At 69.8% G+C, this 20744-nt stretch carries 20 protein-coding genes; 11 read left to right on the top strand and 9 right to left on the bottom strand.

The window, feature by feature from the left end; genetic code table 11:
* Positions 1–30 precede the first annotated feature (30 nt).
* Positions 31–735, bottom strand: a complete 705-nt coding sequence (locus tag AB0M01_RS15420; RefSeq protein WP_363669525.1) for an SDR family oxidoreductase — start codon at positions 733–735, stop codon at positions 31–33.
* A gap of 90 nt (positions 736–825) precedes the next feature.
* On the opposite strand from AB0M01_RS15420, the gene AB0M01_RS15415 reads away from it, so the two are divergent.
* Positions 826–1416 (top strand): TetR/AcrR family transcriptional regulator, encoded by a 591-nt coding sequence (locus tag AB0M01_RS15415; protein ID WP_363669523.1) that lies wholly within the window; start codon positions 826–828, stop codon positions 1414–1416.
* Positions 1417–1419: 3 nt separating this feature from the next.
* On the opposite strand, the gene AB0M01_RS15410 is transcribed toward AB0M01_RS15415, so the two are convergent.
* Positions 1420–2538 (bottom strand): glycoside hydrolase family 88 protein, encoded by a 1119-nt coding sequence (locus tag AB0M01_RS15410; RefSeq protein ID WP_363669521.1) that lies wholly within the window; start codon positions 2536–2538, stop codon positions 1420–1422.
* 180 nt (positions 2539–2718) lie between these two features.
* Between AB0M01_RS15410 and AB0M01_RS15405 the strand changes: the two genes are divergently transcribed.
* The gene (locus AB0M01_RS15405) at positions 2719–3936 is read left to right on the top strand and encodes an alginate lyase family protein (RefSeq protein WP_363669519.1); all 1218 of its coding nucleotides are present in this window, start codon (positions 2719–2721) and stop codon (positions 3934–3936) included.
* 53 nt (positions 3937–3989) lie between these two features.
* Here the strand turns inward: AB0M01_RS15405 and AB0M01_RS15400 are convergent, their stop codons facing one another.
* Complete coding sequence (locus AB0M01_RS15400; protein WP_363669517.1) at positions 3990–4802, bottom strand: siderophore-interacting protein; 813 nt, start codon at positions 4800–4802, stop codon at positions 3990–3992.
* A gap of 120 nt (positions 4803–4922) precedes the next feature.
* Here AB0M01_RS15400 and AB0M01_RS15395 point away from each other — a divergent pair, with 120 nt between their 5' ends.
* The 3 genes from AB0M01_RS15395 to AB0M01_RS15385 are packed head-to-tail and all read left to right on the top strand — an operon-like array spanning position 4923 to position 7936.
* Positions 4923–5996 (top strand): iron chelate uptake ABC transporter family permease subunit, encoded by a 1074-nt coding sequence (locus AB0M01_RS15395; RefSeq protein WP_363669515.1) that lies wholly within the window; start codon positions 4923–4925, stop codon positions 5994–5996.
* A complete protein-coding gene (locus AB0M01_RS15390) occupies positions 5996–7042 on the top strand; it encodes an iron chelate uptake ABC transporter family permease subunit (RefSeq protein WP_363669513.1) in 1047 nt (348 codons plus the stop codon). Before AB0M01_RS15395 ends, AB0M01_RS15390 begins: the two co-directional genes overlap by 1 nt.
* Positions 7043–7045: 3 nt before the next feature.
* Complete coding sequence (locus AB0M01_RS15385; protein ID WP_363669511.1) at positions 7046–7936, top strand: ABC transporter ATP-binding protein; 891 nt, start codon at positions 7046–7048, stop codon at positions 7934–7936.
* Here AB0M01_RS15385 and AB0M01_RS15380 read toward each other — a convergent pair whose 3' ends face one another.
* The 3 genes from AB0M01_RS15380 to AB0M01_RS15370 all read right to left on the bottom strand — a co-directional run bounded on the left by AB0M01_RS15380 (position 7937) and on the right by AB0M01_RS15370 (position 10029).
* Positions 7937–8551 (bottom strand): hypothetical protein, encoded by a 615-nt coding sequence (locus AB0M01_RS15380; protein WP_363669509.1) that lies wholly within the window; start codon positions 8549–8551, stop codon positions 7937–7939.
* 104 nt (positions 8552–8655) lie between these two features.
* Positions 8656–9027, bottom strand: coding sequence for an FKBP-type peptidyl-prolyl cis-trans isomerase (locus AB0M01_RS15375; RefSeq protein ID WP_344182671.1), 372 nt, complete (start codon positions 9025–9027; stop codon positions 8656–8658).
* A 126-nt stretch (positions 9028–9153) separates the two neighbouring features.
* Positions 9154–10029, bottom strand: coding sequence for an alpha/beta hydrolase (locus AB0M01_RS15370; RefSeq protein ID WP_363669507.1), 876 nt, complete (start codon positions 10027–10029; stop codon positions 9154–9156).
* Positions 10030–10105: 76 nt separating this feature from the next.
* On the opposite strand from AB0M01_RS15370, the gene AB0M01_RS15365 reads away from it, so the two are divergent.
* Both AB0M01_RS15365 and AB0M01_RS15360 read left to right on the top strand, forming a co-directional pair.
* Entirely contained in the window at positions 10106–10813 is a 708-nt protein-coding gene (locus tag AB0M01_RS15365; RefSeq protein ID WP_363669506.1) for a hypothetical protein, read from the top strand.
* Positions 10814–10827: 14 nt separating this feature from the next.
* Complete coding sequence (locus AB0M01_RS15360; RefSeq protein ID WP_363669504.1) at positions 10828–13017, top strand: DEAD/DEAH box helicase; 2190 nt, start codon at positions 10828–10830, stop codon at positions 13015–13017.
* A 3-nt stretch (positions 13018–13020) separates the two neighbouring features.
* Here AB0M01_RS15360 and AB0M01_RS15355 read toward each other — a convergent pair whose 3' ends face one another.
* The 3 genes from AB0M01_RS15355 to AB0M01_RS15345 are packed head-to-tail and all read right to left on the bottom strand — an operon-like array spanning position 13021 to position 16215.
* Positions 13021–14430, bottom strand: a complete 1410-nt coding sequence (locus AB0M01_RS15355; protein ID WP_363669502.1) for an ABC transporter substrate-binding protein — start codon at positions 14428–14430, stop codon at positions 13021–13023.
* A gap of 19 nt (positions 14431–14449) precedes the next feature.
* Entirely contained in the window at positions 14450–15301 is an 852-nt protein-coding gene (locus tag AB0M01_RS15350) for a carbohydrate ABC transporter permease (RefSeq protein WP_363669677.1), read from the bottom strand.
* A complete protein-coding gene (locus AB0M01_RS15345) occupies positions 15298–16215 on the bottom strand; it encodes a sugar ABC transporter permease (RefSeq protein ID WP_363669675.1) in 918 nt (305 codons plus the stop codon). The genes AB0M01_RS15350 and AB0M01_RS15345 overlap by 4 nt, the downstream gene beginning before the upstream one ends.
* 85 nt (positions 16216–16300) lie before the next feature.
* Between AB0M01_RS15345 and purD the strand changes: the two genes are divergently transcribed.
* From purD to purB, 4 genes are all read left to right on the top strand, one after another.
* Positions 16301–17578, top strand: coding sequence for a phosphoribosylamine--glycine ligase (gene purD / locus AB0M01_RS15340; protein ID WP_363669673.1), 1278 nt, complete (start codon positions 16301–16303; stop codon positions 17576–17578).
* 60 nt (positions 17579–17638) lie between these two features.
* Positions 17639–18175, top strand: coding sequence for a maleylpyruvate isomerase N-terminal domain-containing protein (locus tag AB0M01_RS15335; protein WP_363669671.1), 537 nt, complete (start codon positions 17639–17641; stop codon positions 18173–18175).
* Positions 18172–19119 (top strand): alpha/beta hydrolase, encoded by a 948-nt coding sequence (locus tag AB0M01_RS15330; RefSeq protein ID WP_363669669.1) that lies wholly within the window; start codon positions 18172–18174, stop codon positions 19117–19119. The genes AB0M01_RS15335 and AB0M01_RS15330 overlap by 4 nt, the downstream gene beginning before the upstream one ends.
* Positions 19120–19305: 186 nt before the next feature.
* Complete coding sequence (purB, locus tag AB0M01_RS15325; protein WP_363669667.1) at positions 19306–20742, top strand: adenylosuccinate lyase; 1437 nt, start codon at positions 19306–19308, stop codon at positions 20740–20742.
* The last annotated feature ends 2 nt before the right edge of the window (positions 20743–20744 follow it).

Below are 20744 nucleotides of genomic sequence, written 5' to 3'. Positions count from 1 at the left end.
GACCTGGCCGGTCACCACCGGCCGGGCCGGTCAGCCGGCCAGCTGGGTGTAGACGGCCTCGATCGGCGAACCCGGAGCACCCTTGGCGAAGCGGGCGGTGTCATCGGCGAGCACCTCGTGGGCGCCGGCCTCGACGCCGTCCAGCGCGGCCTTGGCGATGTCGGAGGGCTTCTCCTTCGGAGCGTCGACGGCCGCGGCCATCTCGGTGTCGACGTAGCCCATGTGCAGGCCGGTGACACCGATGCCGCGGCCCGCGAGCTCGACCCGCAGCGCGTTGGTCTGCGACCACAGGGCCGACTTCGAGGCGGAGTAACCGCCGTGCAGCGCGACCCAGGACAGCGCCGACAGCATGTTCAGCAGGTGACCGCCGCCGTTGCGCTCGATCACCGGGACGAAGGCGCGGGTCAGCTCCAGCGGGCCGAAGAAGTTGACGTCCATCACCCGGCGGAGGTCCTCGACCGGGGTCTCCAGGTAGGTGTTGCCGGGGACGTCCATGCCGGCGTTGTTGACCAGCACCGTGACGTCCGGCGCGGCCTCGACCAGGGCCTCGATCGACGCCGGGTCGGTGACCTCGAGCGGCAGCGTGACCACCCGCGGGTCGGTGCTCGGCTCGGGCTTGCGGGAGGTCGCGTAGACCTTGGCCGCGCCGCGGGTGAGCAGTTCGTCGACGACGGCCTTGCCGATCCCGCGGTTGCCGCCGGTGACCAGGACGACGGCGCCTTGCAGTGAAGTCATGAGGAGCTCCGATGTCAGGAAACTGATCTGTTCCCAACGAACATACACCGATCGGTTTATTCGATCAAAACGGAGCGGTACGCTCGACGTATGAAGAGCCAGGCGACATCCCGCGAGCGGCTGCTGGAGGCCGCGAGCGAACTGTTCTACCGCGACGGCGTGAGCATCGGCGTGGACGCACTCTGCAAGGCCGCCGGGGTGTCGAAGAAGTCGATGTACCAGCTGTTCCGGTCCAAGGACGAGGTGATCGCGGAGAGCCTGGCCGCCCGCGGGCCGTACTACAACGCGCTGCTGCTGCCGAGCCCGGACGACGAGCGCTCGCCGCGGGCCCGGATCCTGTCGGTCTTCGAGCGCGAGGACGAGCGCGCGGCCGACGACGACTTCTTCGGCTGCCCGTTCGTCTCGACCGCGACCGAGCTGAAGAACCCGGAGCACCCGGGCAGCGTCGTCGCGCGGCACTTCAAGCAGGCGCTGACCGACTTCTTCCGCGCCGAGCTGGTCCGCGCGGGCGCCGAGGACCCGGACACGCTGGCCGTTCAGCTGACGATGATCTTCGACGGCGCCTCGGCCCGCGCGGTCGTTCGCGCCCAGCCGCTGCGCGGCGTCGGCGTCCAGTTGGCCGCGACGGTGCTGGAAGCAGCCGGCGTACGCGACGAAGAGCTCGCCGCGCACGCCAACTGACAACTAGCTGGTCAGCGTCGCGAGTTCTGCACCAGCCAGCAAGAACGCTCCGACCCCGAAGTCCGCGGTCGACTGGTAGTTGACCGGCTGGCTCGACTCCGGCCGGTCGCCGACCTTCTGGACGTAACCGAGGAAGCCGTCGGGGTGGACGGCGGTGGCGACCATCCCGTTCCAGGCCTTCGCGGCCACCGGCCGGAAGGTTGCCGACGGCACCAATCCGGCCTTCACGGCGTACGCCGTCGCGTAGCAGAAGAACGCCGTCCCGCTCGTCTCCGGTCCCGGCAGGTGATCGGGATCGCCCAGGTTGACGTTCCAGAAGCCGTCGCCGCGCTGGATCGGCCGCAACGCGCCCACCAGTTGGGTCAACGTCGACCTGTACTCCGCGACGTTCGCCTGCCCCGCGGGCAGCGCCTTCAGCGTCTTCACGTGCCCCGCCGCGACCCATCCGTTGCCGCGCGACCACAGCACCGGCTTCCCGTTCGGCGACACGATCTTGCCCGGCAGGAACCGGTCGTCGCGGTACCACAGCCCGCTCGACGGCACCCACAACCCGCGCCGCCGCTTGGTGTCGTTGTACAGCTGGTACAGCTTCGACCAGTACGCCGGATCGTTGCGCAGCCGCCCGATCCGGGCGAACGGCGGCATCGCCATGTGCAGCGCGTCGTCCCACCACCAGTCGTCGATCTTGCTGCTGGCAACCATCCGGCGCAGCGTCTCGGTTGCTCCGGTCAGCTTGTCCGCGGACGGCTCCACGTCGTACAGGTCGAGGTAGGCCTGGATCGCGTTGTGGTTGTCGGCGTGCCGGGTCTGGACGCCCTCGCGGATCCCGTACCGGTGCTTCTCGGCCCAGCTGCGGGTGTAGTCGAGGTAGCGCTTCTCGCCGGTCAGCCGGTACGCCGCCATCAGGCCGCTGAAGAAGGTCGCGCGGGCCCAGCCGTTGTCACCGGAGTCGGCGTGGGTGGCGATCCACTGGTCGGCGACGCGCCGGACCAGGGCGGTGATCTGGGCCCGCGACGGGACCACGTCGGAGGGCGGTGCGGCGTACGCGGTGGTGGTTACGGAGGGTAGTGCCGGGGCGGCCATGGCGACGGTTCCGAGGGTCAGGAACTGGCGTCTTTTCATGGGACAAGACCTCACTTCGTTCCAGAGGAGTGGGACAAATCAGCATTTTGTTCCACAGTGAAGTTTCTTCGTCTTTGGATATTGACGTGTTCACCCTGTGTCGTCAAACTTCCGAAAAGACCCTGCGGTAATGGGGGAATCGCAGTGTCCTCCCGCCCCCGGAGAACAGGACATCCGCCCATGCGAACCAAACCGATCCTGCTGGCCGCGGCTTGTGCCGCGCTCGTCGCCGGCACGCTCAGCAGTCCCGCCGTCGCGGCCACGAAGGCCGAACCGGCCGCCGCGAACCAGCCGTCCGCCGTCCTGGCGCCCGGTGCTTTCACCCACCCCGGAGTCGGGGTGAGCAGGCAACAACTCGACTTCGTCCGCGGCAAGGTGCAGGCCGGGGCGCAGCCCTGGACGAACGCCTACAACCAGGCGAAGAACAGCGCGTACGGCTCACTCAGCCGGACGCCGAAACCGCGCGCGGTGGTCGAGTGCGGCTCGTACTCGAACCCGAACTACGGCTGCACCGACGAGCGTGAGGACGCGATCGCGGCGTACACGACCGCGCTGGTCTGGTACATCACCCGCGACGACCGGTACGCGCAGAAGTCGATCCAGCTGATGGACGCGTGGTCCGCGACGATCCGCGACCACACGAACTCGAACGCGCCGCTGCAGACCGCGTGGTCGGCGTCGTCGTGGCCGAAGGCGGCCGAGATCATCAAGCACGTCTACGGCAACTGGCCGAACGCCGGGCGCTTCGGGACGATGCTGCGCAACGTGTACCTGCCCGAGATCATCAACGGCTCGAACTCCAACGGGAACTGGGAGTTGAGCATGACCGAGGCGATCCAGGGCATCGGGGTCTTCCTCGACGACAAGGCCGTCTACGACAAGGCGATCTCGCTGTTCCGGGTCCGGACGCCCGCGTTCGTCTACCTGGAGTCCGACGGCGCGCTGCCGAAGACCAAGCCGTCGCAGAACCTGAACACCCGCGACAAGATCGTCGCCTACTGGCAGGGCCAGGGCACCTTCGTCACCGGCCTCACCCAGGAGACCTGCCGCGACTTCGTCCACACCGGCTACGGCATCTCCGCGATCTCGCACGTGATGGAGACGTCGTACATCCAGGGCGAGAACCTGTACCCCGAGTTCGGTGAGCGGCTGCGCCAGGCGCTCGGCTTCCAGTCCAAGTGGGAGCGCAACCTGGAGCCGGTCCCGTCCTGGCTCTGCAAGGGCACCCTGAAGCGCGGCCTCGGCCCGATCACCGAGGTCGGCTACAACGGCCTGCACACCCGCCTCGGCGTCGCGATGGCCAACACCCAGGCCCTCACCGAGTCCCGCCGCCCGTCCGGCTCCAACAACCTCTTCGTGGCCTGGGAAACCCTCACCCACGCAGAGAACCCGAGCTGACCCAGCGGCAACACAACAGCGCCCCCGCGTGATCCGCGGGGGCGCTGTGCTGTTCAGATCTGGGCTTCGCCGCGTTTCCAGTAGCCCTGGAAGGAGATGTTCGCCTTCGGGAGACCGACCGTGTTGACCAGGTGGCGGCGGACGGTCTTGATCATGCTGGACTCGCCGGCGACCCAGGCGAAGTCGACGTCGGGCCGGAGCGCAGTGGATTTGAGGGCCGCGGGCAACCAACCGTCGGTGATCCAGGTGACGTCGGCTGTGCCGGGCGTCGGGAGCGGGCGGATGTCGCGCGCGTCGGGGACCTGGACGAAGACCGTGGCGTGGACGTCCACCGGGAGCTGCTCGAGGATCGTGGCGACCGCCGGGAGGGCGGTCTCGTCGGCGACCAGGAGGCGGTGACGGCTGGTTGCCGGGGGCACGTAGTCGACGCCGGACTGGAGCAGGCCGCGGGTGCTGGTGGTGTCGACCGCGAAGGGGACGATCAGGCCGACCTCGTCGCCGACCGTCGCCGTACTGACCCAGGCCGACGCCGGGCCGTTCACGCCGTGCAGGACGAACTCGATGTCGAGCTCCGCGACCGCGGGCCGCAGGGCGCGGATCGTGTACGTGCGCATCACGAACCGCTCGTCGGCCGGCATCGCGCACCACTGCGCGAACCACTCCGATCCCACCGGCAGCCGCAGCTCGCCGCCGTTCGGCGGGGTGAGCAGCACCTTGATCCGCTGGTCCGGCCCGGCCGGTACGACGTCCGCGAGCCGCGGCGCGACGAACGTCACCCGGCGCAGGTGCGGGCTGAGGTCCTCGATCGCCGCCACGGTCACGAGAACGGAGTCGAACGTGATGGGACGCTCGAGCACTGTGGTCATCGCAGGGTCTCCACGCGAAAGTAGTGACAAAGCAGGGGGCCTCGGATGCGTCCCGGTGGCGAGCGGGCTATTCTGAGGCGTCTAGAGGTAAGCCTTACCTAAGAGGATCCCAAAAGTCCAATGACCTCGCCGCCTGCCGCCGCGACCAGGCCGGCCACCCCCAGCCAGGACAGCGCGAACCGCCGTCCGCCCGTCCGGCGGACCACCCTGGTCGCCGGGCTGCTGGTGGCGGTCGCGCTGCTGCTCGTGGTCTGCCTGCTCAGCATCGCCGTCGGGTCCAAGCAGATCCCGTTCGGCACCGTGATGGACGCGTTGCGCCACTACGACGACACGAACACCGATCACGTGATCGTGCACTCGCTGCGGATCCCGCGAACCCTGATCGGTCTCCTGGTCGGTGCCGCGCTCGGCCTGTCCGGCGCGCTGATGCAGGGCGTCACCCGTAACCCGCTCGCCGACCCCGGCATCCTCGGGGTCAACGGCGGTGCTGCTCTGTTCGTTGTCGGCGGCATCTACTGGTTCGGCCTGACCAGCCTGACGGCGTACGTCTGGCTCGCCTTCGCGGGCGCGGCGGCCGCGTCGGTCGCGGTCTACGCGCTCGGTTCGCTCGGCCGCGAGGGCGCGACGCCGGTCAAGCTCGCGCTGGCCGGTGCGGCCCTGACCGCGATGCTCGGCTCGCTGACCACCGCGCTGCTGATCGGCGACGTGGACACCTTCGACCAGTTCCGGTTCTGGTCGGTCGGCTCGCTGGCCGGCCGCGACGCGAACATCGCCGCCCAGGTCGCGCCGTTCATCCTGGTCGGCATCGTGCTCGCGCTGGTCTCCGGCCGGCTGCTGAACGCGCTGTCGCTCGGCGACGACGTCGCCCGCTCGCTCGGTCAGCGGGTCGGCCTGGCCCGGGTGTTCACCGCGGTCACCGTCGTCCTGCTCTGCGGCGCGGCGACCGCGGCCGCGGGACCGATCGGTTTCATCGGCCTGACCATCCCGCACGTGGCCCGCCTGATCACCGGCCCGGACTACCGCTGGATCCTGCCGTACTCGATGATCCTGGCCCCGATCCTGCTGCTCGGTTCCGACGTGCTCGGCCGGGTCGTCGCCCAGCCGGGCGAGCTCCAGGTCGGCATCGTCACCGCGGTGATCGGCGCGCCGTTCTTCATCGCGCTCGTCCGCCGCCGGAAGCTGGCCGACCTCTGATGACCCAACTCACCGAGACCCCGGCGCAGGTCATCACCCGCGCCCGCACCGCCCGCCAGGCCCGCACGATGGTCGTCACGGTCGTCGTCGCGGTTCTGGTCTTCGCCGCGTTCTGCGTCTCGCTGTCGCTCGGCGACTTCAAGATCCCGGTCGTCGACGTGGTGAAGACCCTCTTCGGCCAGGGCGACAAGGCGACCGAGTTCATCGTCAACCGGCTCCGGCTGCCGCGCGCGCTGACCGCGCTGCTGGTCGGCGCCGCGCTCGGAATGTCCGGCGCGATCTTCCAGAGCATCGCCCGCAATCCGCTGGCCAGTCCCGACATCATCGGTGTCACGTACGGCGCCAGCGCGTTCGCCGTGTTCGCGATCGTCACCCTGGGCCTGACCGGCCCGGCGGTGGCCGGGATGGCGATCCTCGGCGCGCTGCTGACCGCGTTCACGATGTACGTGCTGGCTTGGCGGCGCGGCGTGTCGAGCTACCGGCTGATCCTGGTCGGGATCGGCATCGGCGCGATCGCGACCAGCGTCACGTCGTACCTGCTGACCAAGGCCCGGGTCGAGATCGCGCAGCAGGCGCTGATCTGGCTGACCGGCAGCCTGAACGGGCGGGACTGGTCGCACGTCCGGACGATGGCGATCACGCTGGTGGTGCTGGCGCCGTTCGTGGTGGTGCTGGTGCACCGGCTGCGGATCCTGCAGCTCGGCGACGAGACGGCGTACGGGCTGGGGCTGCGGGTCGAGGGATCGCGGCTCGGGCTGATCGTGATCGCGGTGCTGATGGCGGCGGTCGCGACGGCCGCGGCCGGGCCGATCGGGTTCGTTGCCTTCGTGGCACCGCCGATCGCCCGCCGGCTGACCCGCTCGCCGGGCCCGGCGATGATCACCTCCGCGCTGATCGGCGCGCTGGTGGTCGCCCTGTCCGACCTGATCGCGCAGCACGCGTTCGGGGACACCCAGCTGCCCGTCGGTGTGGTCACCGGTGTGGTCGGCGCGCCGTACCTGATGTTCCTGCTGGCCCGGTCCAACCGGGTGGGGAGTGGTGGCTGAGAGATGGAGAACTCTGTGGAGCACTCGCTGTCCGCTGACGGCCTGGCCGTCGGGTACGACCAGCGCGAGATCATCCACGACCTGTCGGTGCGGATCCCGACCGGCAAGATCACGGTGATCGTCGGGGCGAACGCGTGCGGCAAGTCGACGCTGCTGAAGACGCTGGCCCGGCTGCTGAAGCCGTCCCGGGGCGCGGTGATGCTGGACGGCAAGAGCATCCAGCAGGTGCCGACCCGCGAGGTCGCGACCAAGCTCGGGCTGCTGCCGCAGTCGCCGACCGCGCCGGAGGGGATCACGGTCGCCGACCTGATCGGCCGCGGCCGGTACCCGCACCAGGGCTGGATCCGGCAGTGGACCAAGGCCGACGACGAGGCGGTCGCCGCCGCGATGGTGTCGACCGACGTGCTGGAGATCGCGGACCGGCCGATCGACGAGCTGTCCGGCGGTCAGCGGCAGCGGGTCTGGATCGCGATGGCGCTGGCCCAGGAGACCGGCATCCTGCTGCTCGACGAGCCGACCACGTTCCTCGACCTGACCCACCAGTTCGAGGTGCTCGACCTGCTGGTCGACCTGAACAAGCGCGACGAGCGGACCATCGTGCTCGTGCTGCACGACCTGAACCAGGCCTGCCGGTTCGGCGACCACCTGATCGCGATGAAGGACGGCGCGATCGTCTGCGAGGGCGACCCGCGCGAGGTGATCACCGAGCAGACCGTCGAGGACGTGTTCGGGCTGGCGGTGAAGATCATCCCCGACCCGGTCGCCGGTACGCCGATGGTGGTGCCGGTCGGCCGGCACACCGCGCCGGCCGCCGTACAGGACACGAATCCGGCGGCCCGGGCGCTGGCCGCGAGCGCGCTGGCCAACGGGATCTGCCGGCCGACGGACAAGTAGTCAGCTCTTGCGGGCCTGGAACACGATCAGTCCGGCCAGCAGAGCGCCCAAAGTACCGAGCGCCATGTCGCCGAGCGTGTCCGTGTACGCCGTCTGCAGCTCGGTCGAGTGCCGGATGAAGGCGTAGTACTCGCCGACCTCCCACACCACCGCGGCGGTCGCGCCGAAGCCGAGCGCGACGAACGCGGTCAGCCCACGCGACAGTGGACGCGGCGCGAACGCGAGCAGGACGCCGGCGGTGAGGAAGCCCCAGAGCACGAAGTGCATCGCGTCGTCCCACCACGGGACGGTGTCGAACAGGTTCAGCCGGTTGCCGATCAGGTCGATCAGCCAGGGCAGCGTCATCAGCAGGTCGGCGGTCCACGGGAAGTTCCGGTGCAGCTTCGACCGGGTGCGCCCGTAGGCCCACCACCACAGCGGCAGCACCATCGCGCCGACCGGGTAGACGATCAGGCGGGCGGTCGACGCCTTGCCCTTGATACCGCTCAGGTCCGGCCAGATCAGGGCCGTCAGCAACAGCAGGAACAGGACCGCCTTGGCGGCCAGGGCGGCGTACCGGATCCAGCCGGCGGTCCGTGCGGTGGCCTGGACTGCGGGAGCAACCATCGTCGTCATACCTCCCAGTCAAACCGGCCGGGCGGCGCCGCGGATGAGTGGAACTACGCGAAAGCCCCCGGATGCGTCGATTGTGACGCACCCGGGGGCTGAACTGCGGTAGGTCAGCTGACGCTGATCAGGTCCACCACGAAGATCAGGGTCTCGCCGGGCTTGATCGCGTTGCCCGCGCCGCGGTCGCCGTAGCCCAGGTGCGGCGGGATGACCAGCTTGCGGCGGCCGCCCACCTTCATCCCCTGGACGCCGGTGTCCCAGCCCTGGATGACCTGGCCGACGCCGAGCTGGAAGGCCAGCGGCGCGCCCCGGTTGTACGACGCGTCGAACTCCTCGCCGGTGGAGTGGGCCACGCCCACGTAGTGCACGTTGACGCGGGAACCGGCCTTGGCCTCGTCGCCGTCGCCCTCGGTGATGTCGGTGATCTCCAGATCCGCCGGCGGCGGGCCGTCCGGAAAGTCGATCTCAGGCTTGTCAGTCATGCCACCAGCTAAGCAGATCGGCGGACGTGCACCACCCACCAACCCCGAGTTGGCCGCTTTCCGGAGCCGTCGCCACGCCTGGCCGGGCGTGGCGACGGAGGGTTAGTGGGTGGTGGGCGTCCGCCCTCAGGCGTCCAGGGTCTCGCGGAGCTTGCCGGCGAACGCCTCGGGCTGGCCGGCCATACCGCCGCCGTACTCGTCGCCGAGGAAGCCGCCGTGGTTGCTCGGGAACACCACCGGGGTCAGCCCGAGTCGCGCGGCGATCGCCTCGCCGCCGCGGCGGGCCAGTTGCGTGCCCGACTCCTCACCGACCGCGACAACCAACCGGTCGGTTGCCTGGGACAGCGCGCCCTCGTCCGGCCGGTACGACGTACAGCCGCGCAGGTTCTGCTGGAGCAGCGCGTCGTCGCGGTTGCCGTCGTCCTCGCTCGGCAGCCCGAACATCGCCGGGTCCGGCGCGGGCTGCTTGACGTAGTCCGCGGTGAACTCGCCCTCGTGGCTGGTGATCGCGATGAACTTGGCCATCGCCGGGCCCATGCCGTCGCGGTGGTAGGTCTCGTAGATGTCCTCGGTCGCGGCCAGCGCGTACTCGGAGTCGGAGATCAGCGCGGCCAGCGGGGGCTCGTGCGCGACTACGCGGTTGATCAGGTCAGGGCGCTTGGCCAGCAAGGCGATCGCGTTGACGGCGCCGCCGCTGCTCGCGAACAGGTCGACCGGGCCCGCGTCGAGCTTCTCGATCAGCGCGACGAGGTCGCCGGCGTGGTCCTCCGGCGACAGCTCCCCGCTCCCGTCGGTGCGCTGACTGCGCTCCACGCCGCGCGGGTCGTAGGTGACCACGGTCCGGTCCGCGAAGTGCGACGCCAACGTCGGGAACCCGCTCGCGCCCATCGGCGACCCGATCAGCAGCAGCACCGGCCGCGCACGGTCGGCGAGGTCGCCGCGGACGTCGTACGTCAGGACGGCCCCGGGCACGTCGAGGGTGTGGCTGACAGCTTCCGGCATCTCAGCTCCTTGGGATCGGACTTTTCTGGACCCTAATCCCGGGCGGGGTTCGTGAACAGGATTACTGTCGGTGTCCATGCGGAAGATGTTCGCGGTGCTGCTCGTGCTCGTCCTCGGTGCCGGGGTTCAGCCCGCGCAGGCTGCCACCGCGGAGAACTACGGTCAGTACTCACTCATGTTCGAACGCTCCGCGGGCCAGTACTGGGCCGGCGGTACGGCGGCCGGCCAGTGGGCGTGGACACCGCTGTCCGCCGACGCGGCCGACATCTCGTGGGGCGACCCGAAGGCCTGGCCGCCGAAGTCCGCCGAGCACTTCGTCCGCGACGGCGACTGGGTGCTGCTCGAGGGCTACAACGACGGCGCCGGGCGGCCGTTGACCCAGATCCAGCGGGTCACGTCCGAGTCGGTGGGAAGCGCGACCTGCTCGGCGATGAAGCCGCTGCCCTCGGCCGGCGGGCGCCAGCACTACGTGAGGTGGACGATCCCCGCGGCCGGCTACTGCCTCGACGCCAAGGGAACGATCAAACCGCCGAACGGTTCGACCACCGTCAACTTCCGCCACCTGCAGAAATGGCTCCCGCCGCACCCGTGCTCGAACCCGTCGTTCACCGGCCAGACCTGCATCACCCAGGTCGAGCAGTGGTGGGACGACAACAACCACCCGTACTCGCTGCAGCTGTCCCGAACGCTGGAGCTGGCCCGCGGCCTCGGCATGGCGTTCACCAACCGCACCACCGTCCCCGTCACGTGGAACGCCGACGCTCGGTACTACTGGCACTACTGAGTCAGACTGGGACCGTGAGCGAGCAGGGGGAGGCGCCGGACCTCGACCGGCTGCGGTCGATCGCGGGCAGGCCCGCGCGGCGGCTGATCCAGCGGCTCTCGGCGCTGCAGGCTGCGGCCGAGGAGCTGGTCGAGAGACCTGCGGTACTGCGGGCGCAGGCGCGGGACCAGCTGCGGTCGCTGACCCGGCGGCAGGTGCAGAACGAGCTGGACGGGCTCGCCGTGTCGTCGCTGCAGGAGGTGGTGGGCGCGCGGTTCGTCGGCGTACTGGAGGAGGCTCGGTACGCGACGATCGGGCGGCTGGTCGGGGTTTCGGACGAGGAGCTCGTCGCGCTGCCGGGGATCGGAGCGAAGACCGCGTCGAAGATCAGCGACGCGGTGCGGACGGTTGTCGATCAGGTGGCGCAGTCAGCGCGGTTCCGTTTCGACCCGGACCGGCCGACCGAGCAGCAGCGGGAACTGTTGGCGACGTTGGCCGCCGTACGGCGTGCTGATGCTGCCGCGGCGGAGCTGATCGGGCCGGCGCGGGAGATGGCCGACACGGCGCGGACGCTGCTGGAGGCCGCGGCGCCTGCGCGCGGGCGGGTGCGGTTGTGGTTCGCCGGGCGGGAGCGGCGGCGGGCGGCGCTGGACGCGCTGGGGCAGCTGGAGGTGATCGACGGGCATCCGCGGACCGCTTGGCTGGAAGGGGAGCTGGCGCGACACGCAGTTGTTGCTGAGGACAACGACCTGTGGGGCGAGTACGCCGCGGACGCGGCGTCGTACAACGCGATCCTGTCGACGGTCGGTGAGGTCGCGGTCGAGGGCGAGGCCGCGCAGGGGTTCATCCCGGAGGAGCTGCGGCAGCGGATCACCGCCGTACCGCTGGACACGTCGCTGGTGCGGTCGACGCTGCGCGGGTACCAGGTGTTCGGGGCGCAGTACCTGATCCACCAGGAGCGGTCGATCCTCGGCGACGAGATGGGGCTCGGGAAGACCATCCAGGCGCTCGCCGCGGCGGCGCACCTGGCGGCGCGGGGGCAGCAACGGTTCCTGGTTGTGTGCCCGGCGAGCGTACAGATCAACTGGCTGAACGAGATCGAGAAGCACACCCGCCTGCAGGCGCACAGCCTGCACGGCGCGCACCGCGAGGGCGCCGCCCGGCGGTGGTTACGCGACGGCGGCGTCGCGGTCACGACGTTCGGGACGCTCGGCAGCCTGTCCCTGCTCGACGAGCACGAGACCGCGCTGCTGATCGTCGACGAGGCGCACTACGTGAAGAACCCGTCCACCGCCCGATCCCGCGAGGTCGCCGAGGCCTCCGCGCTGGCCCAGCGCGTCGTCTTCCTGACCGGTACGCCGATGGAGAACCGCGTCGAGGAGTTCCGCACGCTGGTCGGCTACCTCCAGCCCGCCACCGCGAAGCGGCTCAAGGCAACAGACGCCGTCGCCGGCGCCGAGCGTTTCCGCCGGGCCGTCGCGCCGGTCTACCTGCGCCGCAACCAGGAGGACGTCCTCACCGAGCTGCCGGAGAAGATCGAGATCGACGACTGGGTCCTCCTCGAGGACCAGCGCCCGTACGTCGACGCCGTCCGCTCCGGCAACCTGATGAAGATGCGCCAGGCAACCTTCCCGGCCAAGACCGACCGCATCGCCGAAATCATCGAGGAGGCCCGCGAAGACGGCCACAAAGTCATCATCTTCTCCTTTTTCCTCAATGTTCTGGCCGAGCTCGAACGATCCTGCTCTCCGGTGGGCATCATCCAGGGCTCCCTCCCACCCGCCCAGCGCCAGCACCTCATCGACACCTTCACCGCCACCCTCGGCCACGCCGTCCTGCTCAGCCAGATCGACGCCGGCGGCGTAGGCCTCAACGTCCAAGCCGCCTCGGTGGTCGTCATCACCGAACCCCAGTGGAAACCCAGCACCGAGGACCAGGCCATCGCCCGAGCCCACCGGATGGGCCAGATCCGCACCGTCCAGGTCCACCGCCTGCTGGCCAAGGACACCGTCGACGAACGCCTCCGCGACCTCCAAGCCCACAAACGCGACCTCTTCGACGAGTACGCCCGCCAGTCCGAAGCCAAATCCCTCGACCCCCGAGCCACCGACACCACCCACCACAACGCCCTCCAGGACCAGATCGTCCAGGCAGAACAGGACCGCCTGGGCCTCACCCCGGAAATGCCGAAGCGGCCGGCCCCCGAGGGACCGGCCGCTTCGTGAGGGTTACTTCTTGACCGTCTTGTTGTACTGGTCGATCTGGGGCTTGATGCTGTCGGCGGCGGCCTTCATGGCCTGGGCCGGGTCGGTGCCGAGGACTGCCTTTTCCAGGCCGTCCTCGGAGGCCTTGCGGGCCTGGGGCATGACGCCGAGGATGCAGCCGGACGACGGGTTGCTCGGCTTGGTGTTGTGGAGCTGGGTGATGGCGGTGGTGAACTGCGGGTACTGGGCGACCCACGCCTTGTCCTCGGGGAGGTCGAGGGCCTTGGAGTTGATCGGGAAGTAGCCGGTGCCGGTGTGCCAGGCGGCCTGCTGCTCGGGGGTGGAGGCGAACTTCACGAACTCCCAGGAGGCGCGCTTCTCGGCGTCGGAGTGGCCGGGGCCGTCGACCCACAGGGAGGCGCCGCCGATGATCGGGCCGCCGGTGCTGTCGGCGGACAGCTTCGGGAACGGCGCGGTCATCACGGTGAACTTGCCCTTGGCGGCGTCCAGGTAGCCGCGCAGCGAGCCGGTGGACTCCAGGTGCATCGCCGACGTGCCGGACTTGAAGACGGCCTGGGCGTCGTCGGTCTTCTTGCCGGTGTTCGGCATCAGGCCCTGCTTGACCATCTGCTGGTACCAGGTCGCCACCTTCACGCCCTGCTCGTCGGCGAAGTTCACCTGGGTCGCGAGGTCCTTGCGGCCGTTCTCGTTGTCGCAGTACGTCGTACCGGACTGCGCGATCAGCTGCTCGACGAACCAGCCGTAGATCGCCGCGTTGAAGCCGTACTGGACCGTCTTGCCGCCCTGCTTGACGGTCAGCTTCTTCGCCGCCGCCATGATCTCGTCCAGGTTGGCCGGCGGCTTGGCCGGGTCCAGGCCGGCCTTCACGAAGGCTTCCTTGTTGATGTACAGCAGCGGCATCGACGTGTTGAACGGCATCGAGTTCAGCTTGCCGTCGATCGAGTAGTAGTTCGCGATGTTCGGCTCGATAGAGTCCAGCGTGTAGCCGTCCTTGTCGGCGAACGACTGGATCGGCACGGTCTGCTTGGAGTCGATCATGAACCGCGAGCCGATGTCGTAGATCTGCACGACCGACGGCGTGTTGCCCTGCTGGACCGACGTCTTGTACTTCGTGATCGTCTCGTCGTAGTCGCCCTGGTAGACGGCCTGGACCTCGATCTTGCCGCTGTTCTTGGCGTTGAACGCCTTCACCAGCTTGTCGACGGCCTCACCGTTGGCACCCTTCATGCCGTGCCAGAACGTCACCTTGGTGACACCGGTGGCGCTGTCCAGCGCGCTCGCGTCGGGCGCGTCCTGCCCGCCGGCGGAGTCGCCGTCACCGGAGTCGCTGCCGCCGCAGCCGGCCGCCACGAGGGCGAGCACCGCCAGCAAGGACACCGTGGTCGCAGTACGCCGGGAAAGGACTGATCGCATGCTCATACCTCTCGTCGAACTAACGGATCGCGCCCGCGGTCAGCCCGCGGACGATGAAGCGCTGGCCGAAGATCACGATGGCCAGGGTGGGCAGGATGGACAAGGTGACGCCGGCCAGGATCAGGCCCGGGTCGGCGGCCTCGGCGTCGTTCAGCTGGCTGATGCCGATCTGCAGCGTGCGGCGGTCGGCCGAGTCGCCGATCAGCAGCGGCCAGAAGAACTGGTTCCAGGCGGCCAGGAAGACGTACAGCCCCACCGCCGTCAGTGCCGGCTTGTTCAGCGGCACCAGAATCCGGGTCAGGAAGCGCCAGTGCCCGGCGCCGTCGATGGTCGCCGCGTCGCGCAGCTCCAGCGGGAACTGCAGGAACGACTGCCGGAGCAGGAACACCCCGAAGGCGTTGGCCAGGAACGGCAGCACCAGCGCCACCATCGTCCCGGCGTACGACGCGGTCAGGCGTTCGCCGCCGACCGACCAGCTGGTGATGGTCAGGTAGTTCGGCAGCACGATCGACTCCCACGGCACCATCAGCGTGGCCAGGAAGAGCCCGAACAGCACGGTCCGGCCCCACATCCTCATGAAGACGAACGCGTACGCCGCCAGCACGCTGGTGATCAGCTGGGACAGCGTGATGATCGAGGTCTGCAGGATCGAGTTCAGGTACTGCCGGCCGATCGGCGTCCCGGACGACGAGGCGCCCTCGTAGTTGCCGGTGAAGATGCCGTGCGGGAACAGGTCCGGCGGGTACGACGAGATCTGGCCGGGTGACATGATCGAGCCCGCGATCACGTAGTACACGGGGAAGATCACCGCCAGCGCGGCGAGGATCAGTACGCCGTACGTGACGAGCCGCCCAACGCTCAAACGAGTCACTTGTAGTGCACCCGCCTCTCCAGTACGCCGAACTGAATCGCCGTACACGCCAGCAGGATCACGAACAGCACGATCGCCTGCGCCGACGCGGCGCCGAAGTCGCTCGCGTTGTTCGCGAACGCGGTGTGGTAGATCGAGTACACGAGCGTCTTGGTCGACTGCTCGGGCCCGCCCTCGGGGGTCAGGATCTTGATCTGGCCGAAGCCCTGCAGCGACTGGATCGTCGAGATCACCACCAGGAAGAACAGCTGCGGGCCGAGCAGCGGCACGGTGATGAACCGCGACGCCCGCCAGCCGCCGGCGCCGTCCAGCGTGGCCGCCTCGTTGATCTCCTGCGGGATCGCGCCGATCCCGGCCGACAGCACCAGCACGTTGTAGCCGATGCTCATCCAGACCGTGGTGATCGCGACGCTGATCAGCGCCCAGGACGGGTCGGTCAGCCAGCCGATCCGGTCGACGCCGAACCGGCCGAGGACACCGTTGGCCAGGCCGATCGCCGGGTTGTAGATGGTGGCGAAGATGACCGACGCGCTGGCCACCGAGAACGCGAACGGCAGCGCGAAGGCGGTCCGGAAGATCCGGATCCCCTTGATGTGCTGCTCGAGCAGCAGCACGATCGCCAGGCCGCCGAGGACGCCGGGGATCACGGTCAGCAGCACGAACGCGAAGGTCACCCAGAGGATGTGCCGGAACTCGGCCGAGCCGAGCATGTCGCGGTAGTGCTGCAGGCCGACGAAGGCGTCGGGGCGGCCGAACAGGTCGCTGCCGTGCAGCGACAGCGAGATCGACTTGCCGAGCGGCCAGACGATGAACAGCGCGAAGATCACGATGCAGGGGGCCAGCATCAGCCAGGACAGCAGGGACGCAGGGGTGGGCCGGCGACGCAGCGGCGCCGGTGCCGAGCTAGTAGTCAATCGAGTACCTCCAGTAACGCGCAGTCTTACACCGCCCAGGGGCGACCGTCCCGGTACCCGCACAAGTGCACTAGGCTCAGGGCCCGTGAAGGTATTGGTCATCGGCTCTGGCGGCCGTGAGCACGCACTGGTCTGGGCGCTGAGTCAGGATCCCGACGTCACCCAGGTGGTGGCGGCCCCGGGCAACCCTGGCATCGCGGTGTTGCACCCGGCGTACGAAGGGCAAACGATCGTTTGCCGCCCGGTGGACATCTCCGACCACGACGCGGTGGTCGCGCTGGCGCGGGAGTCCGGGACCGATCTGGCCGTGGTCGGGCCCGAGGCGCCGCTGGTGGCCGGCCTCGCCGACCCGCTGCGGGAGGCCGGGATCGCGGTCTTCGGGCCGTCGAAGCAGGCCGCGCAGCTGGAGGGCTCGAAGGCGTTCGCCAAGGACGTGATGGCGGCGGCCAGCGTACCGACCGGCCGGGCCTACGTCTGCCGGACGCCGGAGCAGGCCGCGGAGGCGATCGACGCGTTCGGTCCGCCGTACGTGGTGAAGGACGATGCGCTTGCCGCGGGCAAGGGTGTGGTGGTGACCTCGGACCGCGAGGCGGCGCTCGCGCACGCGGCCGAGTGCGGGCAGGTGCTGATCGAGGAGTACCTGGACGGCCCGGAGGTGTCGCTGTTCGCGATCACCGACGGGACGACGGTGCTGCCGATGCAGCCGGCCCAGGACTTCAAGCGCCTCGGCGACAACGACGAGGGCCCGAACACCGGTGGCATGGGCGCCTACACACCGTTGCCGTGGGCCCCTGAAAACCTGGTCGAGGAGATCACCGAGAAGGTGCTCCAGCCGACCGTCGACGAGATGCGCCGCCGCGGCACGCCGTTCAGCGGCCTCCTGTACGCCGGGCTGGCGCTGACCAGCCGCGGCGTCCGCGTCATCGAGTTCAACTGCCGCTTCGGCGACCCCGAGACGCAGGCACTCCTGCCGCTGCTCAAGACGCCGCTCGGTGGCGTCCTGTCCGCCGCCGCGACCGGCAAGCTCGCCGACGCCGAGCCGCTGGCCTGGAAGAACGGCTCCGCGGTGGCGGTCGTCGTTGCCGCGAAGAAGTACCCGGAGAAGCCGCGCAGCGGCGACGCGATCGCCGGCATCGAACAGGCCGAGGCCGGCAACGTCCGCGTCTTCCACGCCGGAACGAGCCAGGACGGCGAGGAACTGGTCACCTCCGGCGGCCGTGTGCTCGCGGTCAGCGCGACCGGCAAGGACCTCGACGAGGCGCGGCAGCGCGCGTACGCCGGGGTCGGGCAGATCCGGATCAAGGGCTCGCAGCACCGCACGGACATCGCGCTGAAGGCGGCCCGGGGCGAGATCACCGTCTGACGATTGCGCAACATCGTCAATTGACCGTACGGGTCACGCAGGGGCTGCTCGACTTGGCCCATGCGTACTCCGACAACTTCCGCGGCGATCGCCGCGCAGCTCGTCCGGGCCGATCGGCAGCGGTTGCTCGATCTCGTCGACGGGCTGCCTGATGACAGGCTCACCGAACCGTTTCGCGTGACCGACGGCCCGCTCGGGCACTTCTGCGACTCGTTGCACGACCTCGTCGCGCACGTACTGATGTGGGACGAGATCACGCTCGCGCTGCTGCGTGAGGCGGCGGCTGGGCGGTCGCACTGGAGTCTTGATCCGCGGTGGGAGACGGCGGAGATCGGTAGTGCGCTGAACGTCGGTGGGGTCGAGGCCGGGCGGCAGTTGCCGTCGGGGCTGCTGATCGAGCGGTTCGGGGGCGTGGTGGACGCGCTGGTCGCGGAGATCTCGTCGTACGACGAGGTCGCGTGGCGGGATCCGGCGACGGGTGGGCCGTTCGGCGGGAGCGTGGGGGCGCTGGCGGAGTACGCGGCGACGCCGCCGGACGGGACGCCGCCGTACGCGCATGTGGGGAAGCACCTGGGGCTCGAGGAGGCCGTTGCGTGAGCGAGACGATCGAGGATGTGCGGTTCGGGCCGGAGACCGACCGGCTGCTGGCGCGCTTCGCTGCCGAACCACCCGAGGAATCAGATCCGTACGACGCGCTGCTGCGGGACCGCAAGGAGCTGCCCGACCCGGAGCTCGCAGGCGTCGTCCATCCGGCGGCGCGGGTGAGCGATCTCGAGCTGGAGCTGCCGGGGCGGACGCTGCAGGCTCGCGTCTACAAGCCGGCCACCGACGAGCCGCGGCCGGTGCTGCTGTGGTTGCACGGTGGCGGTTTCATCGGCGGCGACCTGCGGGACATCGAGTACGCCGCCTCCGGGATCGCGGTCCACGGCAACGTCGTGGTGGTGTCGCTCAACTACCGGCTGGCGCCGGAGCACCCGTACCCGGCGGGGCTCGACGACGTGGTCGACACTCTCGAATGGTTGCGGGAGCACGGATACCCCCGGATCCTCGTCGGCGGTCAGAGCGCGGGCGCCGCGCTGGCTGCCGGGGCCTGTCTGGTCGCGAAGGATCGTGGGCTGGCTCAGCCTGAGCGCCAGATCGTCTGCTACCCGAGCCTGGATTTCGACCAGGACACCGAGTCGGCGCGGCTGTTCGACGGAGTGTTCCTGAGCACGAGACCGGGCTGGGCGGACGAGGCGTACTTCCCGCCGGACGAGCTCAGCGCCGAGCGCGCGGGCCTCGGGCGCCGCCTCCCCGCGCACGCCGTACCGATCCGCGCCGAGGACCTGAGCGGCCTCCCGCCGGCGCTGATCCTCGCCGCCGGGCGGGACCCGCTGCGCGACGACGCCCGCGGCTACGCGGCCCGGCTCACCGCCGCCGGCGTACCGGCCAGACTCGTCGAGTACGCCGACACCATGCACGCGTTCCTCAACTTCCCCGCCGTCCTGTCCGCCGGCCGGCACGCCGTCGACCTGATCGCTGCGGACCTCCGAGCCCGCTGAGATCCGGACGCCCACCACTCACCAAGCCGACGCCCACCACCCACCAACCCCGCCGATCACCGCTCGCCGAGGCTCGTTCACGCTCAGTGCGCGGCCGGGCCCGGCGCTTGGACGGTGGTGGGCGTCGGCTTACTGAGTGGTGGGGGTCCGGCGGAGGAGGCAGGCCCGACCAGGGAGAATAGGAGCGTGCCGAACTCCAGCAAGCCCCGGATCCCGAACGTTCTCGCCGCGCGTTACGCCAGCCTGTCGATGGCCGAGCTGTGGTCGCCGGAGCACAAGATCGTGCTCGAGCGGCAGCTGTGGCTGGCGGTGCTGAGCGCGCAGAAGGAGTACGGCGTCGACGTCCCGGACGGCGTCCTGGAGGACTACCGCCGGGTGCTGGACCAGGTCGACCTGGAGTCGATCGCCGAGCGTGAGCGGGTCACCCGGCACGACGTGAAGGCCCGGATCGAGGAGTTCAACGCGCTCGCCGGGCACGAGCACATCCACAAGGGCATGACGTCGCGCGACCTGACCGAGAACGTCGAGCAGCTGCAGATCCGGGCCGGGCTGGAGCTGGTCCGGGACCGCGCGGTCGCGACGGCGGTCCAGCTCGGGCAGAAGGCGGCCGAGCACGCGGCGCTGGTGATGACCGGCCGGTCGCACAACGTGGCGGCCCAGGCGACGACGCTCGGCAAGCGGTTCGCCTCGGCGGCCGACGAGCTGCTGGTCGCGATCGCCCGCCTGGAGGAGCTGATCGACCGGTACCCGCTGCGTGGGATCAAGGGCCCGGTCGGGACGTCGCAGGACATGCTCGACCTGTTCGGCGGCCAGGACAAGCTGCTCGCCGGGCTGGAGTCGGAGGTCGCCCAGCACCTCGGCTTCCGCCGTACGCTGACCAGCGTTGGCCAGGTCTACCCGCGCTCGCTGGACTACGAGGTGGTCTCCGCGCTGGTCCAGCTGGCGAGCGGGCCGTCGAGCCTGGCGACGACGATCCGGCTGATGGCCGGGCACGAGCTGGTCACCGAGGGGTTCAAGGAGGGCCAGGTCGGCTCGTCCGCGATGCCGCACAAGATGAACACCCGGTCCTGCGAGCGGGTGAACGGGCTCGCGGTGATCCTGCGCGGCTACGCGTCGATGGCCGGTGAGCTGGCCGGCAACCAGTGGAACGAGGGCGACGTCTTCTGCTCCGTCGTACGGCGGGTGGCGCTGCCGGACGCGTTCTTCGCGCTCGACGGGCTGTTCGAGACGTTCCTGACCGTGCTCGCCGAGTTCGGCGTCTACCCGGCGGTCGTGGACCGCGAGCTGGAGCGGTACCTGCCGTTCCTGACCTCGACGAAGATCCTGATGGCCGCGGTGAAGAACGGCGTCGGCCGGGAGACCGCGCACGAGGTGATCAAGGAGCACGCCGTCGCCACCGCGCTCGACCTGCGCAAGGGCCTGGCCGCGAACGACCTGTTCCACCGCCTCGGCGCGGACGGCCGGCTCGGCCTGACCGAGGACCAGATCGTCGGCATCGTCGGCGAGCCGCTCACCTTCACCGGCGCGGCCGTCGCCCAGGTCGACGCGGTCGTCGCCAAGATCGACCAGCTCGCCAAGCGCTACCCCGAGGCGGCGTCGTACGCCCCGGGTGACATCCTCTAGTC

The organism is Kribbella sp. NPDC051770 (assembly GCF_040681455.1).
Taxonomy (GTDB): domain Bacteria; phylum Actinomycetota; class Actinomycetes; order Propionibacteriales; family Kribbellaceae; genus Kribbella.
The sequence above is the reverse complement of the archived record's forward strand: the minus strand, read 5'-3'. Positions and strand labels throughout refer to the sequence as shown.

Bases quoted from the DNA above. Each gene is read 5' to 3' on its own strand.
- AB0M01_RS15335 (WP_363669671.1), top strand. From the start codon at position 17,639: ATGCGTACTCCGACAACTTCCGCGGCGATCGCCGCGCAGCTCGTCCGG.
- AB0M01_RS15365 (WP_363669506.1), top strand. From the start codon at position 10,106: ATGCGGAAGATGTTCGCGGTGCTGCTCGTGCTCGTCCTCGGTGCCGGG.
- AB0M01_RS15385 (WP_363669511.1), top strand. From the start codon at position 7,046: ATGGAGAACTCTGTGGAGCACTCGCTGTCCGCTGACGGCCTGGCCGTC.
- AB0M01_RS15375 (WP_344182671.1), bottom strand. From the start codon at position 9,027: ATGACTGACAAGCCTGAGATCGACTTTCCGGACGGCCCGCCGCCGGCG.
- AB0M01_RS15420 (WP_363669525.1), bottom strand. From the start codon at position 735: ATGACTTCACTGCAAGGCGCCGTCGTCCTGGTCACCGGCGGCAACCGC.
- AB0M01_RS15415 (WP_363669523.1), top strand. From the start codon at position 826: ATGAAGAGCCAGGCGACATCCCGCGAGCGGCTGCTGGAGGCCGCGAGC.
- AB0M01_RS15370 (WP_363669507.1), bottom strand. From the start codon at position 10,029: ATGCCGGAAGCTGTCAGCCACACCCTCGACGTGCCCGGGGCCGTCCTG.
- AB0M01_RS15380 (WP_363669509.1), bottom strand. From the start codon at position 8,551: ATGACGACGATGGTTGCTCCCGCAGTCCAGGCCACCGCACGGACCGCC.
- AB0M01_RS15400 (WP_363669517.1), bottom strand. From the start codon at position 4,802: ATGACCACAGTGCTCGAGCGTCCCATCACGTTCGACTCCGTTCTCGTG.
- AB0M01_RS15390 (WP_363669513.1), top strand. From the start codon at position 5,996: ATGACCCAACTCACCGAGACCCCGGCGCAGGTCATCACCCGCGCCCGC.
- AB0M01_RS15395 (WP_363669515.1), top strand. From the start codon at position 4,923: ATGACCTCGCCGCCTGCCGCCGCGACCAGGCCGGCCACCCCCAGCCAG.
- AB0M01_RS15405 (WP_363669519.1), top strand. From the start codon at position 2,719: ATGCGAACCAAACCGATCCTGCTGGCCGCGGCTTGTGCCGCGCTCGTC.
- AB0M01_RS15355 (WP_363669502.1), bottom strand. From the start codon at position 14,430: ATGCGATCAGTCCTTTCCCGGCGTACTGCGACCACGGTGTCCTTGCTG.
- AB0M01_RS15410 (WP_363669521.1), bottom strand. From the start codon at position 2,538: ATGAAAAGACGCCAGTTCCTGACCCTCGGAACCGTCGCCATGGCCGCC.